This is a genomic window from Melissospora conviva (assembly GCF_049523535.1).
Taxonomy (GTDB): domain Bacteria; phylum Actinomycetota; class Actinomycetes; order Mycobacteriales; family Micromonosporaceae; genus Melissospora; species Melissospora conviva.
Genome location: NZ_JBLLDT010000007.1, coordinates 237,669 through 258,877 on the forward strand (window position 1 = coordinate 237,669; position 21,209 = coordinate 258,877).

General features: G+C 68.5%; 19 protein-coding genes. 10 read left to right on the forward strand and 9 right to left on the reverse strand.

Translation table 11 applies throughout. The annotated features are described in order from the left end of the window. Nucleotides 1–117: 117 nt before the first annotated feature. Nucleotides 118–1,707 (reverse strand): hypothetical protein, encoded by a 1,590-nt coding sequence (locus ACK8GG_RS17355; RefSeq protein ID WP_440356799.1) that lies wholly within the window; start codon nt 1,705–1,707, stop codon nt 118–120. A 468-nt stretch (nt 1,708–2,175) separates the two neighbouring features. Between ACK8GG_RS17355 and ACK8GG_RS17360 the strand changes: the two genes are divergently transcribed. From ACK8GG_RS17360 to ACK8GG_RS17395, 8 genes are all read left to right on the forward strand, one after another. Further along, on the forward strand, nt 2,176–3,801 hold the full coding sequence (locus tag ACK8GG_RS17360) for an ABC transporter substrate-binding protein (RefSeq protein ID WP_440354709.1): 1,626 nt from the start codon (nt 2,176–2,178) through the stop codon (nt 3,799–3,801). A 107-nt stretch (nt 3,802–3,908) separates the two neighbouring features. After that, nucleotides 3,909–5,018 (forward strand): ABC transporter permease, encoded by a 1,110-nt coding sequence (locus ACK8GG_RS17365; RefSeq protein ID WP_440351128.1) that lies wholly within the window; start codon nt 3,909–3,911, stop codon nt 5,016–5,018. A gap of 1 nt (nt 5,019) precedes the next feature. Then, nucleotides 5,020–6,105, forward strand: coding sequence for an ABC transporter permease (locus ACK8GG_RS17370; RefSeq protein WP_440354710.1), 1,086 nt, complete (start codon nt 5,020–5,022; stop codon nt 6,103–6,105). Then, entirely contained in the window at nt 6,102–7,790 is a 1,689-nt protein-coding gene (locus ACK8GG_RS17375) for a dipeptide ABC transporter ATP-binding protein (RefSeq protein ID WP_440356800.1), read from the forward strand. Before ACK8GG_RS17370 ends, ACK8GG_RS17375 begins: the two co-directional genes overlap by 4 nt. A gap of 202 nt (nt 7,791–7,992) precedes the next feature. Next, nucleotides 7,993–8,604 (forward strand): Crp/Fnr family transcriptional regulator, encoded by a 612-nt coding sequence (locus ACK8GG_RS17380; protein ID WP_440354739.1) that lies wholly within the window; start codon nt 7,993–7,995, stop codon nt 8,602–8,604. Nucleotides 8,605–8,705: 101 nt separating this feature from the next. Further along, the gene (locus ACK8GG_RS17385; RefSeq protein ID WP_440354712.1) at nt 8,706–9,401 is read left to right on the forward strand and encodes a nucleotidyl cyclase domain-containing protein; all 696 of its coding nucleotides are present in this window, start codon (nt 8,706–8,708) and stop codon (nt 9,399–9,401) included. A gap of 226 nt (nt 9,402–9,627) precedes the next feature. Further along, complete coding sequence (locus tag ACK8GG_RS17390; RefSeq protein ID WP_440354713.1) at nt 9,628–11,751, forward strand: hypothetical protein; 2,124 nt, start codon at nt 9,628–9,630, stop codon at nt 11,749–11,751. After that, nucleotides 11,744–12,754 (forward strand): hypothetical protein, encoded by a 1,011-nt coding sequence (locus ACK8GG_RS17395; RefSeq protein ID WP_440354714.1) that lies wholly within the window; start codon nt 11,744–11,746, stop codon nt 12,752–12,754. The genes ACK8GG_RS17390 and ACK8GG_RS17395 overlap by 8 nt, the downstream gene beginning before the upstream one ends. Here the strand turns inward: ACK8GG_RS17395 and ACK8GG_RS17400 are convergent. Together ACK8GG_RS17400 and ACK8GG_RS17405 are read right to left on the reverse strand one after the other, a co-directional pair. After that, nucleotides 12,738–13,214, reverse strand: a complete 477-nt coding sequence (locus ACK8GG_RS17400; RefSeq protein ID WP_440354715.1) for a Pycsar system effector family protein — start codon at nt 13,212–13,214, stop codon at nt 12,738–12,740. The two genes, ACK8GG_RS17395 and ACK8GG_RS17400, sit on opposite strands and share 17 nt — an antisense overlap. Nucleotides 13,215–13,437: 223 nt before the next feature. Beyond that, entirely contained in the window at nt 13,438–14,040 is a 603-nt protein-coding gene (locus ACK8GG_RS17405) for a hypothetical protein (RefSeq protein WP_440356801.1), read from the reverse strand. A 136-nt stretch (nt 14,041–14,176) separates the two neighbouring features. Between ACK8GG_RS17405 and ACK8GG_RS17410 the strand changes: the two genes are divergently transcribed. Further along, nucleotides 14,177–14,773, forward strand: a complete 597-nt coding sequence (locus ACK8GG_RS17410; protein WP_440356802.1) for an MBL fold metallo-hydrolase — start codon at nt 14,177–14,179, stop codon at nt 14,771–14,773. A 21-nt stretch (nt 14,774–14,794) separates the two neighbouring features. Here the strand turns inward: ACK8GG_RS17410 and ACK8GG_RS17415 are convergent, their stop codons facing one another. From ACK8GG_RS17415 to ACK8GG_RS17440, 6 genes are all read right to left on the reverse strand, one after another. Beyond that, nucleotides 14,795–15,502 (reverse strand): MIP/aquaporin family protein, encoded by a 708-nt coding sequence (locus ACK8GG_RS17415; protein WP_440351123.1) that lies wholly within the window; start codon nt 15,500–15,502, stop codon nt 14,795–14,797. Between the two features lie 112 nt (nt 15,503–15,614). Further along, entirely contained in the window at nt 15,615–17,525 is a 1,911-nt protein-coding gene (gene htpG / locus ACK8GG_RS17420; protein ID WP_440356803.1) for a molecular chaperone HtpG, read from the reverse strand. A 116-nt stretch (nt 17,526–17,641) separates the two neighbouring features. Further along, nucleotides 17,642–17,944 (reverse strand): hypothetical protein, encoded by a 303-nt coding sequence (locus ACK8GG_RS17425; protein WP_440354718.1) that lies wholly within the window; start codon nt 17,942–17,944, stop codon nt 17,642–17,644. A 1-nt stretch (nt 17,945) separates the two neighbouring features. Continuing rightward, nucleotides 17,946–18,377: a DUF1622 domain-containing protein gene (locus tag ACK8GG_RS17430; RefSeq protein ID WP_440354719.1), complete on the reverse strand. Its 432-nt coding sequence runs from the start codon at nt 18,375–18,377 to the stop codon at nt 17,946–17,948. Nucleotides 18,378–18,480: 103 nt separating this feature from the next. Beyond that, a complete protein-coding gene (locus tag ACK8GG_RS17435; protein ID WP_440354720.1) occupies nt 18,481–19,095 on the reverse strand; it encodes an FMN reductase in 615 nt (204 codons plus the stop codon). Next, nucleotides 19,092–20,189 (reverse strand): LLM class flavin-dependent oxidoreductase, encoded by a 1,098-nt coding sequence (locus ACK8GG_RS17440; RefSeq protein ID WP_440354721.1) that lies wholly within the window; start codon nt 20,187–20,189, stop codon nt 19,092–19,094. The genes ACK8GG_RS17435 and ACK8GG_RS17440 overlap by 4 nt, the downstream gene beginning before the upstream one ends. Nucleotides 20,190–20,352: 163 nt before the next feature. On the opposite strand from ACK8GG_RS17440, the gene ACK8GG_RS17445 reads away from it, so the two are divergent. Further along, on the forward strand, nt 20,353–20,607 hold the full coding sequence (locus tag ACK8GG_RS17445; protein WP_440351117.1) for an SCO4848 family membrane protein: 255 nt from the start codon (nt 20,353–20,355) through the stop codon (nt 20,605–20,607). Nucleotides 20,608–21,209 lie beyond the last annotated feature (602 nt).

The following is a 21,209-nucleotide window of genomic DNA, read 5'->3' on the forward strand; positions in this document are numbered from 1 at the left end:
TCCCCTTTTTCGGCCGGTGGCGGGATTCGGCCGATCGGTGGAGGGATGGCGAGCCGTTTTCCCGGAAACGGGTCGGGCCGCCCCCGTTCGACGAGGGCGGCCCGTATCAGTGCCGGATCAGGCGATTCGGTACGCGCGGTAGATGGTGATGTCGGAGGAGTTGCCCTTGGTGTCGGTGACCTTGGCCCGGAGAGTCACAAAACCGGACTGCGGGTTCTTCACCGAGGCGATCCATTTGCTGCCGGACTTGGTGACGCCGACCTTTTTCCAGGTCTTGCCGTTGTCGTACGACACCTGCGCCGTCACCGATTTCACGGTCGACTTGGCGCGGGGTGCGTCGTGGTACTGCTGCGGCCGCTCCAGTTTGAGCTGGACGCTGGTGGTGCTGCCGGCCTTCGCGCGGTTCTGCGAGTCGAGCCCGGACGCGGCGAAGCGGACCAGGTGCACGGGCATCGTCCGGTACAGGTCCGGGTTCGCGTGGAACCGGAACTTCGCGACCGTCCGTGGGGAGAGCAGCCAGGACGGCGTCGGCGCACCCTCGGGGTGGTAGCGCCGGGAGTCCACGGTCAGCCCGTACCAGCCGGCCGAGGAGATCCGGTAGCGGAACTCGTACGCGCTGCGGCTGTCGCGGGTCTGCTTCTTGAGCGTCTTGCCGCTGCGGGTGAGTGTCACCGTCGACCTCGTGGCGCCCGCGTCGGAGTAGTCGGAGAGCCCCGAGTCGGGGTTGGCGACCATCCCGAGGGTGCTGAAGGAGATGACGCGGCGCGCCACCCACGGCACGTACCGGTGCGGGCCGTAGACGGCGCGGAAGAACGTCAGGCTGTAGCTGTTGCCCCCGGTCAACGCGAGGGTGCGGCTCTGCTCGCTGGTGTTCGACCCGGTCGACAGCTCCCACGTGCCCGGGGTGACGTGGACGGTGGTGCGGTTCGGGGCCGGCCACGTGTGCCGGAAGTTGTTGTCGTCGTCCCATCCCGCGGGGTGCTGCGGCATGCGGCTCAGGCAGCCGCCGCCGCGATAGTCCAGCGTCATACTGTGTTCGTCGGGGAAGATCGCGCCACTGCGGGTGCCCACGGTGACCCTGGCGAGACCGCTGCGCGGGACCGCCCGGCTGTAGCCGGCCGGGATGCCCTTCGTGGTGCCGGCGAGGACGTATCCGGTGAGGCCGGGAGAGCTCTGCGCGGACCGCGGCTCGCTGACGTACGTCGCGTAGGCGAAGCGGAAGTTCTCCGAGCCGTTCGGTACGACGTAGAGCGGGTTCCGCGGGTCGCCGTTGGCTGCCCACTCCCCGTAGTTCGCCGGGGTGCAGATCCGGGCCACGGTCGTCCGGTAGCTGCCGGGTGCGGCGGCGGGGCTCAACCCGACGTCGACCGGCCGTCCCAGGCGGGCGTCGATGGTGGTGGCGCTGGCGCCGGAGACCTTGACGGTCCGGCCACCGAGGGTGCTGCTGCGCTCCCCCGGCGTGAAGATGTCGGCCATCGCCACGTACGTGCCCTTGGGCAGCGTCCGGGCCTTGCCCGAGGTCAGGACGTAAGGCTTCTTGGTGCTCAGGTTGACCGTTGTCACGCGGGTCGCGACCGTGGCGCCGGTGCGGTCGTAGGCGGTGACGGTGAGAGTGTTGGTGGCGGCGGAGGCGGCACCCGGTGCCGCTGTCGCCGCGAGGGGAACGAGTACGGCGGTCGCGGTGAAGACCGCCAGAGTACGTCGCACGAATCATCCTCCTGGATCGAAGCCTGCCGAACCTAGCAGTGCCGGGCCCGGGATGCCGTCCCGTTTCGCCCCGCCCGGCCGCCCCGCGTCGTCCCGTTTCGCCCCGCCCGGCCGTCACGCGCTGCGGGTCCCGGAGAGCCGGACCGCTCGCGCGGGCGACGTCAATGTCGCCAGCCGCAAACGCAGTGATTGCGATGATTTGAACACGGAACGGCAAAGATCTTGACGGTGAATGTTGTCTCAACTTGTGAGACGGAGCTTGGGAGGGCGTGAGCGTGCGGCCCTCGCACGCAGCGAGAACAAGGCGTGACAGGCGCCACGATGCGGGACAGCGCTGCGCCTCACCGCCGAGGGGCGGGTCTAGCGTCCGGTCGACAGTTGGGGAGTTTTTCTCCAGTTGACCCAAGGCGTCCGCATGCGCCGGAAATGGCGTCCGCGGTGCGCGCGTATCCAGACGAGGTAACGCGAATGAGTTCCGGTTCGAACAGCCGCCGGCGCATCGCCGCCGTGGCGGGCGTCGCAGCGACGGCCCTGGTGCTGTCCGCCTGTGGCGGCAGCTCCGACAGCGCGGGTGAGGACGGTGTCCTCACCATCGGCACCAGCGACAAGATCCTCACCATCGACCCCGCCGGTTCGTACGACAATGGCTCCTTCGCCGTGATGAACCAGGTCTACCCGTTCCTGCTGAACACCCCGTACGGCAGCGCCGACGTCAAGCCGGACATCGCCGAGTCGGCCGAGTTCGTGGAGCCGACCAAGTACCAGGTCAAGCTCAAGGCCGGGCTGAAGTTCGCCAACGGCAACGACCTCACCTCCTCGGACGTGAAGTTCAGCTTCGACCGGCAGGTCGCCATCGCCCACGACAACGGCCCCGCGTCGCTGCTGGGCAACCTGGCGAGCACCGAGGTCGTCGACGACACCACTGTCGTGTTCAACCTCAAGAGCGGCAACGACCAGACCTTCCCGCAGATCCTGGCCAGCCCGGCCGGTCCGATCGTCGACGAGGACGTCTTCGCCGCCGACGCGCTGACCTCGGACGCCGACATCGTCAAGGGCAACGCCTTCGCCGGCCAGTACAAGATCACCGGCTACGACATGAACAACCTCGTGTCGTACGAGGCCTTCGACGGCTACCAGGGCATCCTGGGCGCCGCGAAGACCAAGGAGATCAACGTCAAGTACTACGCCGACGCGTCGAACCTGAAGCTGGACATCCAGCAGGGCAACATCGACGTGGCGTTCCGCAGCCTCTCGGCCACCGACGTCGAGGACCTGCGCGGCAACGACAAGGTCAAGGTCGTCGACGGCCCCGGCGGCGAGATCCGCTACATCGTCTTCAACTTCAACACCCAGCCGTACGGCGCCAAGACCGCCGACGCGGACGCCAAGAAGGCCCTCGCGGTCCGGCAGGCGGTCGCCGACCTGATCGACCGTGACGAGCTGTCGAAGCAGGTCTACAAGGGCACCTACACCCCGCTCTACTCCTTCGTTCCGGAGGGCCTGACCGGCGCCACCGAGTCGCTCAAGGGTCTCTACGGCAACGGCCAGGGCGGCGCGGACGCCGACAAGGCCAAGAAGCGGCTGGCCGACGCCGGCGTGCAGACCCCGGTCACGCTGAGCCTGCAGTACTCGAACGACCACTACGGCCCGTCCTCCGGTGACGAGTACGCGCTGATCAAGGACCAGCTGGAGTCCAGCGGCCTGTTCAAGGTCGACCTGCAGACCACCGAGTGGGTGCAGTACTCCAAGGACCGCGTCACCGACGTGTACCCGGCCTACCAGCTCGGCTGGTTCCCGGACTACTCCGACGCCGACAACTACCTGACCCCGTTCTTCGGTGCGGACAACTTCCTGGTCAACGGCTACGACAGCGCCGAGGTGCAGAAGCTGGTCGCCCAGCAGGGCACCACGCCGGACGCGGCGCAGCGGCAGAAGCTGATCGAGCAGATCCAGGAGACCGTCGCCGGTGACCTCTCCACGCTGCCGTACCTGCAGGGTGCGCAGGTGGCGATCACCGGAACTGACATCGCCGGCGCCGACACCACCCTCGACGCCTCCTTCAAGTTCCGTTACGGCGCCCTGAGCCGCAACTGATCTCGTAACGGCCGGCACGTCCGGACCGGCCGCCCGCGGTGACCCCCACAAGGGGCTGCCGCGGAGCCGGTCCGGACGTGCCGACCACCCGGATTTGGTGGAGTGACATGACGAGCACGACGACGGAGCCGGCCGAACCCGGTACCGGGCCACAGGCACCACCCGCCGCACCGGCAGCCCGCAAGAGCGGTGGCAGTGGACTCGGGCGCTACCTCCTGGTGCGCTTCCTGCTGATCATCCCGACCGTACTCATCCTCGTGACGACGGTCTTCCTCGTCATGCGCCTCACCGGTGACCCGATCACCGCGGCCCTCGGCGGACGGCTGACGCCGGACCAACTCGCCGAACGCATCGAGGCCGCCGGTTACAACCGGCCGCTGCTGGTGCAGTACTGGGACTACCTCAGCGGCATCCTGCGCGGCGACTTCGGCACCACACTCAGCGACAACCGGCCGGTCACCGAGGTCCTCACCACCTACGGTGCGGCCACCCTCGAACTCGCCTTCTACGCGCTGATCGTGGCCTTCGCCGTCGGTATCCCGCTCGGCCGCCGCGCCGCCTACCTGCGCGACCGCCTGCCCGACGCGGTGCTGCGGGTCTTCGCGATCCTCTGCTACGCCACCCCGGTCTTCTTCTTCGGACTGATCCTCAAGCTGGTCTTCGCCGTCGAACTCGGCTGGCTGCCGGTCGCCGGCCGCGCCTCCACCGGGACCGAGATCCGGATGCAGCGTGTCCTTGACAGCCGCACCGGCATCTACCTGGTCGACGCGATCCGCACCGGCGACGGCGCGATCATCTCCGACGTGCTCCTGCACGCCGTGCTGCCCGCGGTCGCCCTGGGCCTGCTCACCGCCGGGGTCTTCCTGCGGCTGGTCCGCACCAACGTGATCGGCACCCTCGGCACCGGCTACGTCGAGGCGGCCCGCTCCCGCGGTGTCAGCGAGCGGCGGCTGCTGCGCAAGCACGCCTACCGCCCCGCCCTGATCCCGATCATCACCGTCATCGGCATGCAGATCGCCATGCTCATGGGTGGCGCCGTGCTCACCGAGACGACCTTCGAGTGGAAGGGACTGGGCTTCCAGCTCGTCCAGTACCTCCAGGCCCGGGACTTCGTCGCCGTACAGGGCATGGTCGCGATGCTTGCGGTCATCGTCGCGGTGACCAACTTCGTCGTCGACGTCATCGCCGCCATCATCGATCCCCGGGTGAGGTACTGAGATGGCCACCACCGCCAAGACCACCACGCCGGCGCACCCGCCGCTGTGGCAACGGCTGCCCGTCGTACGGCAGGTCCGCCAGAGCGTCGGCCTGCAGCGTGGAATGCTCGTCGCCGGCCTCGTGCTGACCGGCCTGTTCCTGCTGACCGCCCTCTTCGCGCCGCTGCTGGCGCCGTACGGCTACAACCAGCTGCGTGATTCCGCCGGCCCGTTCGGCGCGCAGCTGGGCCCCTCCGCCGAGCACTGGCTCGGCACCACCGTCGGTGGCTACGACGTGGCATCCCGGGTGATCTGGGGTTCGCGTACGGCGCTGATGGTGATCGTCGTGGCGCTCGTCTTCTCGCTCTTCCTCGGCGTGCTGCTCGGTCTGCTCTCCGGCTACTTCGGCGGCTGGCTCGACCGGGTGCTCGTCGTCGTCTGCGACGCCATCTACGCCTTCCCGTCGCTGCTGCTGGCGATCGTCATGGCGATCGTCATCAGCGGTGGCCAGTCCAGCCTCTACGGCGGCATCGTCGCCGCGGCCATCTCGATCACCGTGGTCTTCGTGCCGCAGTACTTCCGGGTGGTGCGCGCCGAGACGGTCCGGATCAAGTCGGAGGCGTTCGTCGAGTCGGCGCGGGTGATCGGCGCCGGGCACGGGCGGATCATGACCCGGCACGTGTTGCGCAACGCCACCCGGACGCTGCCGCTGATCCTGACCCTGAACGCCTCGGAAGCGATCCTCACCCTCGCCGGCCTGGGCTTCCTCGGTTTCGGCATCGAGCCGACCGCCGCCGCCGAGTGGGGCTTCGACCTGAACAAGGCGATCTCGGACGTCACCAGTGGCGTCTGGTGGACCGCCGTCTTCCCGGGCCTGGCGATCGTGCTGGTCGTGCTCGGTCTGACCCTGGTCGGCGAGAGCCTCAACGACCTGGCCGACCCGCGGCTGCGCACCCGCCGCCGCGGCGACGACGGCGGCGAGGTCGCCGAGACCTCCGTCGTGCCCGGTGGCGCGCAGACCAGCGTCGTGCCCGGTGGCGCGCAGACCGCCGGACCGGCCGGGCTCGCCGGCCTCGAACCGACCGACGACAAGGGGGCACAGGCATGAGCGGCGTCGTCGACATCAGGGACCTGTCGGTCTCGTTCGCCACCGACCACGGCACCGTCGCCGCGGTACGCGACGTCAGCCTCTCCGTCGCCGCCGGCGAGGTGCTCGCGGTCGTGGGCGAGAGCGGCAGCGGCAAGACCGTCACCTCGCGCAGCATCCTCGGGCTGCTGCCCGAGACCGCGACCGTCCGCGGCGCGGTGGTGCTCTCCAGCAAGGACGGCAAGAGCGAGCGGAACGTGGCGACGCTGAGCGGCAGCGAGCTGGCCGCGGTCCGCGGCCGGGACGCCGCGATGGTCTTCCAGGAGCCCTCGACGGCGCTCAACCCGGTCTACCCGGTCGGCTGGCAGATCATCGAAGGGCTGCGCGCACACGGCAAGTACAGCCGCGCGCAGGCCCGCGCCAAGGCGATCGACGTGCTCCGCCGGGTCGGCATCCCCGACCCGGAGCAGCGCGTCGACCACTACCCGCACCAGTTCTCCGGCGGGCAGAAGCAGCGCATCGTCATCGCCCAGGCGCTCGTCCTCGACCCCGGCGTGATCATCGCCGACGAGCCGACGACCGCGCTGGACGTCACCGTGCAGGCCGAGATCCTCGACCTGCTGCGCCGCTGCCGCGACGAGTTCGGCACCGCGATCGTGCTGATCACCCACAACATGGGCGTTGTCGCCGACCTCGCCGACCGGGTGGCCGTGATGTACCAGGGCCGCATCGTCGAGCAGGCCGACGTCAAGACGATCTTCTCGGCGCCGCAGGACCCGTACACCCGGCAGTTGCTCGCCGCGGTGCCGCGGCTGGGCACCGGCACGGCCCGGGCGCAGGAGCGCGCCGGACGCCGCCCGGCGGGCTGGGCCGACTCGGCGCCGGTGGTCGAGGCCCGGGACCTGCGCATCGTCTTCCCCGGCCGGATGCGCAAGCCGGACTTCACCGCCGTCGCCGGGATCAGCTTCAGCATCCGCCCCGGCGAGGTGCTCGGCCTGGTCGGTGAGAGCGGCAGCGGCAAGACCACCACCGGCCGGGCCATCGCCGGCCTGACCAAGGTCACCGGTGGCTCGCTGAAGGTGCTCGGCACGGAGATGAACGGCGTCAAGGAGCGGCGCTTCCGGCCGGTCCGGGAAAAGATCGGGTTCGTCTTCCAGGACCCGGCCTCCAGCTTCAACCCGCTGCTGACCATCGCCGAGGCGGTCGCCGAACCGCTGATCGTGCACGGCCGGGCCAAGGACCCCCGCGCCGCCCGGCCTCGCGTCGACGAGCTGCTGGAGGCCGTCCAGCTGCCGAAGGCGTACGGCGACCGGTTCCCGCACGAACTCTCCGGCGGCCAGCGGCAGCGGGCGAGCCTGGCCCGCGGGCTGGCGCTCGACCCGGAGCTGCTGATCGCCGACGAGCCGACCTCGGCGCTGGACGTCTCGGTGCAGGCCCGGGTGCTGGAGCTCTTCGACGAACTCCAGCGCGAACTCGGCTTCGCGGCGCTCTTCATCAGCCACGACCTGGCCGTTGTCGACATGCTCGCCGACCGGATCGCCGTGCTCTACCGCGGCAAGCTGGTCGAGGAGGGTACGGGCGAGGAGGTGCTCGGCGCGCCGAAGCACCCGTACACCCGGCGGCTGCTGGCCTCGCTGCCGGTGCCCGACCCGGAGCAGCAGGCACTGCGCCGCGCCGAGTGGGAACGCCTGCGCGCCACCGACTGACCCGGCGAACGAGGGTTCCGCTTCCTTCTCGTTGATCGCTCGATATCGAGAAGAGTAGATTCGTGGGCGCTGGCGGGCGGCGGGGTCCCGTCACGCTCACGAGCCGGAGGTGGCACCGTTGGCCTCCACCGCGGGTGGCCGGAGTGTAGGGCTGACGCGTTCTGTGCTGCCGGCCCCGCTTCGCCGTGATCTGGCGACGATGATGCCGTCCGGCCGACCGGTGACCTTTGCTGCTGGTGACCTGATGATCAGCGAGCACGCGCGATCGACACATGTCCTCGTCATTACTCGCGGGGTCGTCAAGATTACCGTCAGCGCACCCGGCGGTCGCGAGGTCCTGCTTGGCCTACGTGGCGCCGACGAGCTCGTGGGCGAGTTGAGTGCGATCAGCGGCGACGCTCGCTCTGCCAGCGCGTGGGCGCTTCGGCGGGTGGAGGCACGGGTTATCGCCGGTGCAGTCTTCCGTAGCTACCTGCAGACACACCCGCCTCTGATGTTCGCGGTACTGCAGGCGGTGGTGCAACGGCTACGAGAGGCGGACGGTCGCCGCTTGGCCTTTGCCGGGTTCGATGTGGTGGAGCGCGTCGCCATGCTGCTCGCCGAACTGGCGCAGACGCATGGCAGGCCTGTGGAGGGCGGCACCATGATCGACCTGCCGATCTCGCAAGATGAGATCGGGGGCGCAACAGGTGCCTCCCGGGAGGCTGTAGCCAAGGCGCTGCGGCGTCTGCGTGCGAGGGGCGCGGTCGCTACAGGGCGGCGACAGATTATCGTGCAGGATCTTGCCGCGCTGCAATCAATGTTTCGGCAGTAGGTAAAAGTACGCAGACGCGGGCGGCTCTCGGGGATAGACATAGCTCATCCCCGATATGAGGAGTGCCCATGCCGACGCCAGCGCACCACACGATCGTAGTCGTGGACGTAGAGAGCTCCAGTCAGCTGACCAATGCGGAGAAGCCGGTCGTCCGCGAAGAGTTGTACAGGCTCCTGACCGACTCGGTCCGCGCCGTCGGCGTCGGCTGGCCCGATCTTGTAGAAGACCGCGGCGACGGTGCCTACCTCCTGTTCCCGGCGCAGGTGCAGAAGCACGCCCTGTTGCGCGCGTTCGTCGAGGAACTTCACCAGCGTCTGGCGCAGCGCTCGGTGAGCGATTTGCCGATCAGGCTGCGGGTAGCGATTCACAGTGGCGAGGTCACGCCCGACTCTTACGGCTCCAGCAGCATCGACGCTGACGCTGCCTTCGGCATGCTGGACAGCCGGCTGGCAAGAGATGCGCTGAAAGCATCGCGCCGGGCGCAACTGGTGATCATCGTGGCCGACGGCTTCTACGAGAGTGTCGTTCTCGGGCAGACCGCGGTAGAGGCGGCGGGGTTTCGTGCCTACTGCATCGAGACCAAGAAAGGCCCTGGGAGGGTATGGCTGCATCTTCCCGGTGTGTCGCAGCAGCCCGCGCTGCAGGATGCCGTCGACGTTGGCGCCGCTGCGGAGAGCGTGGCCCAAACTCAGGCGGCCACCATGGCTCCCGTTCAGGTGGCCGGAGACTGGAACGGATCTCAGGTGAACGGATCCACCATCTCTAGGCAGAAGATGGAACATCGTGGTCGCGGATAAGAGCGGCGGCCGCCCGGCCGGACGCGCCCGCGGCGAAGTGGGACCGGACCAGAACGGTCGGAACCGTCTCGGTCAACCTCCAGGACCGCAAGCCCCCGCAGGCGCGCGTGATGCCCAACTCTCCGTAAAGGCGCCGCCTCCAGCTCCGGAGGAAAACGCGCAGGCTGAGAGTGACAGACGTGAGCCCGGGCATCCTGCGGACCCGTATGACAACTTCAACGACAGTATGGAAGATCGGGTTTCTCTAACCGAGGCGCTCGAACAGGCATTGCGGACGTTCGCGTCGCCCCCCGTTCAGCAATGGAACCAGAACGTCTTCTATGGATCGGGTGGCCCGCTCGATGCAAAGCAGGGGCCACGGGCGGTTCCGCAGTCCCTTTTAGAGCGGATCCGTCGCACCTTCGTCCAGCCCCCGGACTATCGGAAACTACTGGCTGAGTTGGAAAAGCGGTCACTGGTACTGCTGACCGCGCAGGCTGGCAGTGGCAGGAACTGGACGGCTCAGTTCCTGCTCGACGCCACCTGTGGAGGGCGCGTCAGGAGGATCGACGAGATTCAGGCAGGCAGCTTTGCCGCCGACGCCATCGCCCCTTTCACCGGCTACCTCTGGTCTGCATCGACTCCCCTGGCGCTGAACGAGCTCGACTCCGATCGGCTGGATGTGCTCGCGGCCGAACTGCGCGACCGGTGGTCCCGCGCAGTGGTGCTGGTGCCGTACGACGCAGTCCAGTCGATGCCGGGTGCCTTGGCGGAGTACCTCTTCATCCTGGAGCGGGCACCGGACCTCACCGAGGTCCTCAAAAGCCACCTGCGAGCTCTTCTTGGAAGGTCGCTCGGCGAGGAGGCGGACAGGATCGTCTCGTCGAGGCCGGTCGCCCAGGTGCTGAAGGAGCTAGGCCGGCGCGATGACGGATGCCGGTCGGTGGCGCGGTTCGCAGAGTCGTTGAAGCCCGTTGCGGAGGGCATGGCAATTCTGGAAGTGGCGTGTGAAGCCGCCACAGCGGTGCCCTGGTCGGGGGACTATTTCAGGAACCTGCAGGAGCCGGAAGAGCAGGAGTTCGCAATCGCCCTCACAGTCGGCGCCAACCATACGCTTTCTGCGGTGGCCGGCCTGGCGCGGAACCTGGGCAGACGGGTCCAGGAGGCACAGGAGCCGATGGAAAGGCCCCGTTGCAGAGTATGGTTTCGCACAACAGGGCAACTCCTGTCCTTGGTGCAGGCAGAACAATTTCCCACCCGCTATCGGACACCCTTCGGCCTTGTTTCCGCGGTTGGGGTCCGGTCAAGGATTGATGGCTTCCCGCCGCTGCTGATGCGCACCCTGTGGCAGGAGTATCCGCATCTGCAGCCCATCCTGATCGAATGGTTGCAGGATCTCTGCTCCGAGAGTCAGGACGCAATGATCCGCTCCAACGCCGCTGCGGCAATCGGTGTGATCGCAGGCCATGACTTTCATCTTGTCTATCGCGACGTGATCGAACCGTGGTCGAGCAGCTTCCGGATCGAGCGACGCGAGGCCGCGGCGAACATCCTGGGTCTCGTCGCGAGAGGCGACCTCGCGGATCAGGTCTGGGAGCTGCTGGCGCAGTGGAGCGACCCGGTCGAAACAACGAGTCTTGTCGACTCCGACAAGTCGCTGTCTGCTGACGTCGAGCTGGACCGTTCCGCTGCCTCTGACGCGATTCCGGGCAGCGTCGTGCCCGACGATGTGAAGGCGTCTCTTGCCGATCGCCGCCGTCGGCAATTGACGGCCGCCGTCGCGCTCGGGGCCTCGGTGGGAAGCACGGATGTCCCACACGCGCTCGAGCTGCTCGAGCGGCAGGCCGGCTATCCGCACGCGGAGCTGTCGTGGGCTGTTGGCCGCGCGGTCGCGGACCTTGCATACGGGTCGAGTGACGAGGACATGCTCCGGGTCGTCGCGGCGCTCGCGTCCTGGCAGGCGAGCGCCTCCCGTGCTCGGGTGCACGCCGCGCTCGGCGCGTTTCTGCAGCTCGTGTGGATTTCTGCGAGCGGCGGCCCCGGGACGCCCAAATGGCTGCGCGTTGTCAGGCTCTCAGGTGTGCAGGACCAGTTCTGCGCAGATCTGGCGAGACTGTGGAGGCGCTGCTTGAACAGTGCACGGTACGAGCGCGTGGCGATGGACGTGCTGAAAAGCTGGTTGCGAAATCTGGAGTCTGACGCTTCCGCCGAGAGCGTGATGCGAAATCTTGTCGGGGCGATTCCACAAGTGCCGCGGGAATTTCGAGTGATGCGCACCTATCTCACCGCGTGGGGGCGCCGCGGTTTTGATGACAAACCTCTGGCATTCGTTCGACAGGTCCTCGATGACAGGGAGCGGTCACATGCATGAAGCTCGGACCAATCCGATTCTCCGCGAGTTGCCGGTCCCGGTTTTCGGGATTTCCGCCACGACGGGGCAGAGCCGCGGAAACACGGCACTGGTTTATGCGGATGCGGAAGGCGGGGTCTGCACGGGGGAGCCGCCACGCCTTCGCCGGCGGTTGGCCGGCAGAGTGCGGATGTACGAGGTGGACACCGCACTGCAGTCGGTGACGGTCATCTTCACCCTCCCGTCCGCGGATGAAGCGCTCGATTTCTCCGCGCGCATGCATCTTCAGTGGAGGGTCTACAAGCCGGAAGCTCTTATTCAGGCCGGCCTGCGCGACGCGCAATCAGTCTTCTGGCCGTTCTTCCAACGGCGGATGCGCCCCATCAGTCGGCGTTTTCGGCTTGAGCAGAACGCGGAACTCGAAGTTGAACTCAACCGGTCTCTCGAGGACGTGCCCTTCATGCTCGATCATGGCATTGAGGTGGCTTCGTGTTTTGTAGGCACAAGTGTCTCGGATGACGATGCGAAGGCTTTCCTCCTTGATCGGGCGCGGACTCGTTGGGGTGCCGAACAGCAGGAAGCGGAGCACCAGTTGGCGATGCTGCGCGAGGAGTATCGGGCGCGAGAATCGGAGCTGCAGCGGGCTGCCGCGCTGGTGACCGAGGAGCACGACTTGTTGCTGAAAAAGCAGCGCATGAGCTTCTACCGGAGCGCGATGGAGGACCGCAGCCTCGGCGTCCTCGTTCTTCAGCTCCTCGAGCACCCGGCAGACATCTCGGCTGTCGTGAAACTGCTGCAGGGGCGCAAGACGTCCTATCTGGAGGCGGCCCGTGACACCCTCCGGGACATGATCCGCAACGACGAGCTAAGTCTCGCCGACCTGGATCCGGTTCGGCAGCGTGCCGTGGATCATCTGCATGAAGCGCTTGAGTCGCTCGCCTGCGACGCGCGGACGCAGAAGCTGATGCAGGAGTTCGGCGTGGAGCCGGATGATGGCGGCTCGAGCCTCAGGTCGGTGTCGTAGTCACGGCGCCCACGCTGATCCAGACGACGAAGACGCAGACAGCCACGGCAGTGGCGAGCGTCGCGAGTCTCAGGCGCCGGTACTTCCGCACCGCGATCCGGGAGAGCGTCCACGCCTGACGCCACGCCTGCTCTGCTCGGATGTCCTCGCGTGTGTTGTAGAGCAGGGTCGGATCCCGCAGCCTGGCGACGGCCGGAAACGAGAATCCCCCGGCCTCAATGGGTGCGCTGTCCAGGGCCGGCAACTGCGTGGACATGAGGAGGAGGCTCGCACCAACAAGGGAGACGAAGAGAAGCGCAGAAGTGGCCGCCATCAGTACCTGTGCGGCTCCCGTCAGGTGGTGCACGTTGCCGACCAGGGAGATCCGGTCGACCAGAGCGGTGATCAGGAGACCCTGGATTGCGCCCAGCAGAGCAGCCTTGACGTCGGCGTTTCTGATCCAGTGTCCAAACTCGGTCACGCTGTGCAGACTCTCGGTGAACTCACGCGCCGGGAGAGTTGCCGGACCGGCGGACCCTGGCTTGTTCTGGCACGAGCACTGCCGGTCTTTGCTTCTTTTGCGTTTCGTTCGTCCCATGCTGCGATTCGACCGCGGCTTCGAGCCGGTGTCTGTGTCGTCGTACACGCAGGCGGCTCCGACCTTTGCGTGGTGGAGCCGCCCGCGTTGCTCGTTCTGTTTTGGGTCAGCGCGCGCGCTGGATGAGCTGGGCCATGCGGCGCATGTTGCTGGGCTTGCTCGCCTTGCGGGCCTGCTTGAAGACGCCCTTGACCACCTGCCGGGGCTTCTGCTGTTCGCCGGCGAGCGCCGTGACGATGATCAGTGCGCCGGTCAGGACGGGGATCGCCCACTGGAGGACCTTCAGCTGGCGCTGTTCGGAGGCGATCTGCTGGGACTCTTCGCCGGGTTCGGTGATGCCTTCGCTGGCCATCCCGTCGGCCTGCTCGATGCGCTTGCCGAGCCTCCGGCTGTACGCGGTGGTGCCGAGCGCGGCCGCGGTGAGCCCGGCCTTGGCGATGCTCATCTTCCCGACGCCGGACTGCAGGGCGACCCGCGGGCTCTCGGTGACGAGTTCCCCGGTCGCGCCGATCAGATGACTTCCGATCGCCGCCGCGTTGACCGGCGTCCAGCGCGACCAGCCCTTCGACGCCAGCCGCAGACGTTGCCGTGGCTCGGCGTACTTGGCGGCGGCGCCGTTGACGCCGATCGCCCCCATCAGGGTGCCGCCGAACCAGGCGGCCAGCCCCAGATCGTGCAGGGAACGCAGTGCGGTGTGCCGTTGCGACATGTGCCGGACCCCCTCGTTCGGTGAGGTCAGCGGCTACCCGTCGGATACCGTCCTAATCCTTTCCTGCCCGCACCTGCGGTGCCCCCCGGGTGCGAGCGGGCAGCGGGGTGCCGGTGGTGCGGGTAGCTTCCGCAGGGTGCGGGTAACGAAGTACACCCATTCCTGCGTACGGCTGGAACGTGATGGCCGGGTGCTGGTCATCGACCCGGGGACGTGGAGCGAGCCACGGGCACTGACCGGAGCGGACGCGGTGCTGGTCACCCACGAGCACACCGACCACGTGGACGTACTGCGGCTCGCCGGCCTCGGCGTACCCGTGTACGCCCCGGCGGCGGCGGTGATCCCGCGCCTTGACGTCATCGGGGTGGCAGCCGGCGAGGAGTTCACCGCCGCCGGGTTCCGGATCCGCGCCGTCGGCGGGCGGCACGCCACCATCCACGGCGGCAAACCCGACTGCGCCAACCTCGGGTACGTCGTCGACGACGTCCTCTACCACCCGGGCGACTCCCTGCACCTGCCCGGGCAGCCGGTCGAGACGCTGCTGGTGCCGTTGCAGGCGTCCTGGCTGAAGCTGACCGAAGCGATCGATTTCGTCAACGCGGTCGCCCCGCAACGGACGGTCGGCATCCACGACGGGCAGCTCAACGAACGCGGCCTTAGCAGCATCAACGGCTGGCTGGCCGAGGAGACCGACGCCGGCTACCGCTACCTCGCGCCGGGCGGGCAGCTCTGAGAAGCGCAGGGGTTCAACGGCTCAGGGGGTCAGCGGTTCGGCCTTGCTGCGGCCGTGCCGGGCCTTGTGCAGCACCAGCGGCGAGGCGAGCGCGGCCAGCGCGCCGCCGACGAGGGTGGCGACGATGAAGACCCAGACCTGCGACAGCGGTGTGCCGCCGGCGAAGAGCGCCGGGCCGAGCGAGCGGGCCGGGTTGACCGAGGTGCCGTCGAGGTTGACCGCGACCAGGTGGCAGGCGCCCAGGGCCAGGCCGATCGCCAGGCCGGTGATGCCGACCTGCTCGGAGCGGCTGGTGACCGCCAGCACGACCAGTACGAAGAGGAAGGTGAGCACGATCTCGACGACGAAGGTGCCACCGAGGTTGATGGTGTTTCCGTAGGAGTTCGCGCCGAGCGAGCCGGTCTCGTCGGGGACGCCGCCCCAGCCGGTCAGCAGCCGCAGCAGGGCTCCGGCGGCGATGCCGCCGATGAACTGGGCGACCCAGTAGCAGGCCGCGCCGACCAGTGAGATCTGGCCGGTCAGCAGGGCGCCGAGGGTCACCGCGGGGTTCACGTGGCAGCCGGAGACCGGCCCGAAGACGTAGACCAGCGCCAGCAGGGTCAGTCCGAATGCGAGCGCCACCACGATCACACCACCGGTCTTCAGGGCGACGACCGCGCTGCCGGCGCCGAAGAAGACCAGGATGAAGGTGCCGATCAGTTCGGAGGCGTACCGCTTTCCGTTCTCCATCCCGTCAGATTAGGCCCGAGATGTGTAGTTTTCCGGGCATTTGCGGAAACAGCGGTGGGGGACGACCGAACAGGTCGTCCCCCACCGTGGACCAGTTGCGGAACCGGGGGTCCTACAGCGTGCGGGCCAGCCGGTCGGCGAGCAGCCGGGTGAAGCGGGCCGGGTCCTTCAGTTCGCCGCCCTCGGCGAGCAGCGCCATCCCGTAGATCAGCTCCGCGGTCTCGGCCAGCGCCGCCGGGTCGGCGCCGGCGGAGTGGGCCTCGCGCAGCCCGGTGACCAGCGGGTGGCCCGGGTTGAGCTCCAGGATCCGCTTGATCTGCGGCAGCTCCTGCCCCATCGCCCGGTAGAGCTTCTCCAGCGTCGGGGTCAGGTCCTGGTCGTCACCGACGATGCAGGCCGGCGAGGTGGTCAGGCGGGAGGAGAGTCGCACCTCCTTGACCTCGCCGGCGAGCTGCTCGCCGAGCAGGCTCAGCAGGTCGGCGAAGTCCTTGCGCTGCTGCTCGCGCTCCGGCTCCTGCTCCGCGTCGTCGCCGCCGTCCAGGTCCACCTGGCCCTTGGCGATCGACTGCAGCGGCTTGCCGTCGTACTGGCCGACCTGCTCGACCCAGACCTCGTCGACCGGGTCGGTCAGCAGCAGCACCTCGTAGCCCTTGGCGCGGAACGCCTCCATGTGCGGCGAGTTCTCAATCATGGAACGGGACTCGCCGGTGACGTAGTAGATGTCGCTCTGGCCGTCCTTCATGCGCTCGACGTACCCGCGCAGGGTGGTCGGCTCCTCCGGGTCGTGCGTGGAGGCGACCGAGATCAGGTCGAGCAGCGTCTCCCGGTTGTCGACGTCGTCGAGCAGGCCCTCCTTGATCGCCCGGCCGAACTCGGTCCAGAGCGTGCGGTACCGCTGCGGCTCCTTGGCCTGCATCTCCTTGATGGTGGTGAGGACCTTCTTGACCAGGCGGCGCCGGACAATGCGGATCTGCCGGTCCTGCTGCAGGATCTCCCGGGAGATGTTCAACGACAGGTCGTGGGCGTCGACCACACCCTTGACGAAGCGCAGGTAGTCCGGCATCAGCGCGTCGCAGTCGTCCATGATGAAGACGCGCTTGACGTACAGCTGCACGCCGCGCCTGCCCTCACGCATGAACAGGTCCGCCGGGGCGTGCGACGGGATGAAGAGCAGAGCCTCGTACTCGAAGGTGCCCTCGGCCTTCATGTGGATCGTCTCGAGCGGATCGGCCCAGTCACGCGCGACGTGCTTGTAGAACTCGTTGTACTCGTCCTGGGCGACCTCGTCGCGCGAGCGGGCCCAGAGCGCCTTCATCGAGTTCAGCGTCTGGACCTCGGTGGTCGTCTCGTCGTTCTCGCCGGGGCGCTCCACGCTCATCCGGATCGGCCAGGCGATGAAGTCCGAGTACTGCTTGACGATCTCGCGGATCTTCCACTCGTCGGCGTAGTCGAAGAGGTTGTCCTCGGTGTCTGCCGGCTTGAGGTGCAGAGTGACCGAGGTGCCCTGCGGCGCGTCGGCGACGGCGGAGATCTCGTACGTCCCCTCGCCGGCCGACTCCCAGCGCACCCCCTCGGTCTGCCCGGCGCGGCGGGTCACCAGCACGACCCGGTCGGCGACCATGAAGGTCGAGTAGAAGCCGACGCCGAACTGGCCGATGAGCTCCTGGGAGGCACCGGCGTCCTTGGACTCCTTCAGCTTGCGCAGCAGCTCGCCGGTGCCGGACTTGGCGATCGTGCCGATCAGCGCGACTACCTCGTCGCGGGACATGCCGATGCCGTTGTCCCGTACGGTCAGCGTCCGCTGCTCCCGGTCGGCCTCGATGGTGATGTGCAGGTCGCTGGTGTCGACTTCCAGCTCCTTGTTCACCAGCGACTCGAGGCGCAGCTTGTCGAGGGCGTCGGAAGCGTTGGAGATCAGCTCGCGCAGGAAGATGTCCTTGTTCGAGTAGATCGAGTGCACCATCAGCTGCAGCAGCTGACGCGCCTCCGCCTGGAACTCCAGCGTCTCTGTCGGGTTGCTCACCAGACTCCTTCCCCCGGGGCGATGTGAACCGTGGAGAAGGATACGAGCACCCGGACACCGCCGTACGCCCAGCGCCGGGCTGTCCGCGCGGCCCTGCCGGTTGGCGGGCGGCCGGTTCACGGCCCGGGATCAGGGCTTCGCCCCCGCCGGCTGAAAAGGTCCCCGAAGGTGACCGGGCGGTGCTCGACGGCCCAGCCGAGCAGCTGCTGCACCGCGATGATCACCGCGGTGGTGATGAGCTCCCGTGGGCTCGGTGGGGCGCTGAGCGTGAGCAGGCTGGCGGCGAGCCAGAAGTCCAGACCCGTGCGCAGGGCGGCGAGCAGGTCGCGCAGGCGCACCAGGACGATCGCGCCGGCGACGAGGCCGGCGAGCACCACCAGGAGCGCGGCGGTGTGGAGCAGCGTCGCGTACGCCGGCACCTCAGACCGCCCCGGCCGAAGCCTCGCTCGGATCCACGCCGCCCCGCTCGCCTCGGTCGCCCCGCTCGCTGGTGCGCTCCGGACGCAGCTCGGAGTGCTCCTGTCGGATCTCGCGGCCGAGGAAGTAGTTCAACCCGGTCCGGATGGCGGCGATGGCGGCCAGCGCCGCCAGGTCACGCAGGGCGGGGGCGAGGGCGGTACGCAGGATGTCCGAGGCGAGCTGGAACTCCAGCCCGAGCGCCAGGTAGCGGCCGAGACCGAGGCGTACCCGGGTGAAGTTCTGGGCGTTGCGGGTCTGCACGGCGACGAGCACGAACCGGACGAAGGCGATCACGGCGCCGAGGAAGACGATCACCACGCCGAAGGTCTCCACGATGCGGACCAGCAGGTTCACGACCTGGCCGAGCCACGCCTGGTCCAGCAGCGATTCCATGCGCCCAGTTCCCCGGGCCGGGACGGCTTACACGCCTCCCCGCCCCGGGACGGCGGGCGGCACGCCGCTCCCGGGCTGGCGTTTCCCGCCCGGGAGCGGCGGCTCACTCCCCGCCGAGGAGCTCCTCGAAGCTGCGCGAGAGCGCGAACGGGTCGGCGGGCTTGCGGGGCTCCCGCCGCCGGATCTCCTCGGCCAGCTCGGCCGCCGCCCGGTTGATCCGCGTACGCAGGGTGCTCTCCTGCTCGTCGCCGCCCCAGTCCTCGGCGGCGGCGAAGACCGCGGTCGGCACCACCGGCGCCCGCAGGTACGCGAAGAGCGGCCGCACCGCGTACTCCAGGGCCAGCGAGTGCCGGGCGGTGCCGCCGGTGGCCGCGATCAGCACCGGCAGGTCGGCCATCGCGTCGCGGGGCAGCACGTCGAAGAACGACTTGAACAGCCCGTTGTAGGAGCCGCTGAAGATGGGCGTGACGGCGATCAGCGCGTCGGCGCCGGTGACGGCCTCGATCGCCTCGCTCAGCTGCGCCGACGGGAAGCCGGCCAGCAGGTTGTTCACCAGGTCGTGCCCGAGGTCGCGCACCTCGATCACGCGTACCGCGGTGTCGGTGCCCTGCTGGGCGAGCTGTTCCACGGTGGCGGCGGCCAGCTGGTCGGCGAGCAGCCGCGTCGATGACGGCACGCTCAGCCCGGCCGAGACGACCGCGACCGTACGCGCGCTCATCGCCCGGTCTCCGGCTGGGCCGCCGCCGCGACGGCCTTGCGCGCGGCGTGCGTCGGGGCGTCCGGCACGCCGGGCTTGCGGCGGGCGGCGAACTCCTTGCGCAGCACCGGCACCACCTCCTCGCCGAGGAGGTCGAGCTGCTCGAGCACGGTCTTCAGCGGCAGGCCGGCGTGGTCGAGCAGGAAGAGCTGGCGCTGGTAGTCGCCGACGTACTCGCGGAAGCTCAGCGTGCGGTCGATGACCTGCTGCGGGCTGCCGACGGTCAGCGGCGTCTGCGAGGTGAACTCCTCCAGCGACGGCCCGTGGCCGTAGACGGGGGCGTTGTCGAAGTAGGGGCGGAACTCGCGGACCGCGTCCTGGGAGTTGCGGCGCATGAAGACCTGCCCGCCGAGGCCGACGATCGCCTGCTCCGGGCTGCCGTGGCCGTAGTGCGCGAAGCGCTGCCGGTAGAGGTCGACCATCCGCTGGGTGTGCTCCTTGGGCCAGAAGATGTGGTTGGCGAAGAACCCGTCGCCGTAGTACGCGGCCTGTTCGGCGATCTCCGGGCTGCGGATCGAGCCGTGCCAGACGAACGGCGGCACGCCGTCCAGTGGCGCCGGCGTGGAGGTGTACGACTGCAGCGGGGTGCGGAACTTGCCCTTCCAGTCGACGACCCGCTCGCGCCAGAGGCGGTGCAGCAGCGCGTAGTTCTCGATCGCCAGCGGGATGCCGTTGCGGATGTCCTGGCCGAACCAGGGGTAGACGGGCCCGGTGTTGCCGCGGCCGAGCATGAGGTCCATCCGCCCGTCGGCGATGTGCTGGAGCATCGCGAAGTCCTCGGCGATCTTCACCGGGTCGTTGGTGGTGATCAGCGTGGTCGCGGTGGAGAGGATCAACCGCTGCGTCTTCGCCGCGAGGTAACCGAGCATGGTGGTCGGGGAGGAGGGCACGAAGGGCGGGTTGTGGTGTTCGCCGGTGGCGAAGACGTCGAGGCCGACCTCCTCCGCCTTCTGGGCGATCGTCAGGATCGCCTTGATCCGCTCGCCCTCGGTGGGGGTGTGGCCGGTGGTCGGGTCGGTGGTGACGTCTCCGACGCTGAAGATTCCGAACTGCATGGTCGTTCCTCCCCGCGGTTCGAGCCCTCGAACCTGTTTCTTTGACGCGTCAACTATCCCACGGGATTTGTTGACGCGTCAAATATCCGCCGAAGGGCGGATCCCCGCCAGCCCTTCCCCGACCAGGCGGCGTCAACCGTCCGCGCTGGCATACTGGCCCGCCATGGTGCTCTCTCGCTGGTCGTCGCTCTTCCTCGCCGCTGTCGGCGTCTGGACCTGGGCCATCTGGCCCCGCTTCGCGCTCGCCATCTGGAACGACCCCCGCTCCTGGTCCACCGGCCGCATCGCCGAAGGCTCCGGCACCGCGTTCCTCTGGGTGCACGCCCTGCTCATCGCGGCGTCGCTGGCCATCGGCACCCTGGTCGCGGTGATCGGCGTACGCGGCCTGCTCGCCCTGCGCCGCGGACGCCGGGACTAAGGCCCGCGCCGTCGGGCAGCTGCGCCTGGTCCTCGCCGAACTGCACGCTTACGCAGGGGCCTGCCGCGAGTTCGGCGACGGCTCCCGGTCGAGCGAGGCGCTTGGGTACGGGTCCACTGGGCTCTGCCGGCGTGACTCCTGGGCGGGCGCCCGAGGTGTTCTCAGGCCGGCGCCGGGCCCTCGGGGGGTCGATTTGGAGCCCCGCCGGGCCTTGTGTAATCTTCTCTCTGTCAGCGCGGAACGGACGAAAACGGGGCGAAAGTCCTGAGGCCGGAGCGCTGGAATACCGGAGCCGCACGATGAGTTGTCATCGGGTGTGCGACGGACCGGGCGGTGCCGCCGGATGGACTGCGAAAGCGGTCGATTTGGAGCGGCGAAGCCGACCGGGTAACGTGGAACGCCGGACAGGGAACCGGGCGAGCTTGCGGGAGACCGCAGCGGCCGGCCTGCCGAAACCCAAGATCGGATGCAGTGGTAACCTGCTGCACGAGATTGCGGGGCTGGACCGGTAGGAAGCGCTGAAAATCGGAAAACACCGATTTGACGGGCGGAAAACGGGAAGGTAACGTAGTAAGAGTGCCCGGCGCGGGAACGCGGCGGGG

Excerpts from the sequence above, each read along its gene's own strand:
- ACK8GG_RS17445 (WP_440351117.1), top strand. The coding sequence starts at position 20,353 with ATGGTGCTCTCTCGCTGGTCGTCGCTCTTCCTCGCCGCTGTCGGCGTC.
- ACK8GG_RS17430 (WP_440354719.1), bottom strand. The coding sequence starts at position 18,377 with ATGGAATCGCTGCTGGACCAGGCGTGGCTCGGCCAGGTCGTGAACCTG.
- ACK8GG_RS17440 (WP_440354721.1), bottom strand. The coding sequence starts at position 20,189 with ATGCAGTTCGGAATCTTCAGCGTCGGAGACGTCACCACCGACCCGACC.
- ACK8GG_RS17405 (WP_440356801.1), bottom strand. The coding sequence starts at position 14,040 with ATGTCGCAACGGCACACCGCACTGCGTTCCCTGCACGATCTGGGGCTG.
- ACK8GG_RS17370 (WP_440354710.1), top strand. The coding sequence starts at position 5,020 with ATGGCCACCACCGCCAAGACCACCACGCCGGCGCACCCGCCGCTGTGG.
- ACK8GG_RS17360 (WP_440354709.1), top strand. The coding sequence starts at position 2,176 with ATGAGTTCCGGTTCGAACAGCCGCCGGCGCATCGCCGCCGTGGCGGGC.
- ACK8GG_RS17390 (WP_440354713.1), top strand. The coding sequence starts at position 9,628 with ATGGAAGATCGGGTTTCTCTAACCGAGGCGCTCGAACAGGCATTGCGG.
- ACK8GG_RS17435 (WP_440354720.1), bottom strand. The coding sequence starts at position 19,095 with ATGAGCGCGCGTACGGTCGCGGTCGTCTCGGCCGGGCTGAGCGTGCCG.
- ACK8GG_RS17375 (WP_440356800.1), top strand. The coding sequence starts at position 6,102 with ATGAGCGGCGTCGTCGACATCAGGGACCTGTCGGTCTCGTTCGCCACC.
- ACK8GG_RS17395 (WP_440354714.1), top strand. The coding sequence starts at position 11,744 with ATGCATGAAGCTCGGACCAATCCGATTCTCCGCGAGTTGCCGGTCCCG.
- ACK8GG_RS17415 (WP_440351123.1), bottom strand. The coding sequence starts at position 15,502 with ATGGAGAACGGAAAGCGGTACGCCTCCGAACTGATCGGCACCTTCATC.
- ACK8GG_RS17380 (WP_440354739.1), top strand. The coding sequence starts at position 7,993 with ATGCCGTCCGGCCGACCGGTGACCTTTGCTGCTGGTGACCTGATGATC.
- ACK8GG_RS17365 (WP_440351128.1), top strand. The coding sequence starts at position 3,909 with ATGACGAGCACGACGACGGAGCCGGCCGAACCCGGTACCGGGCCACAG.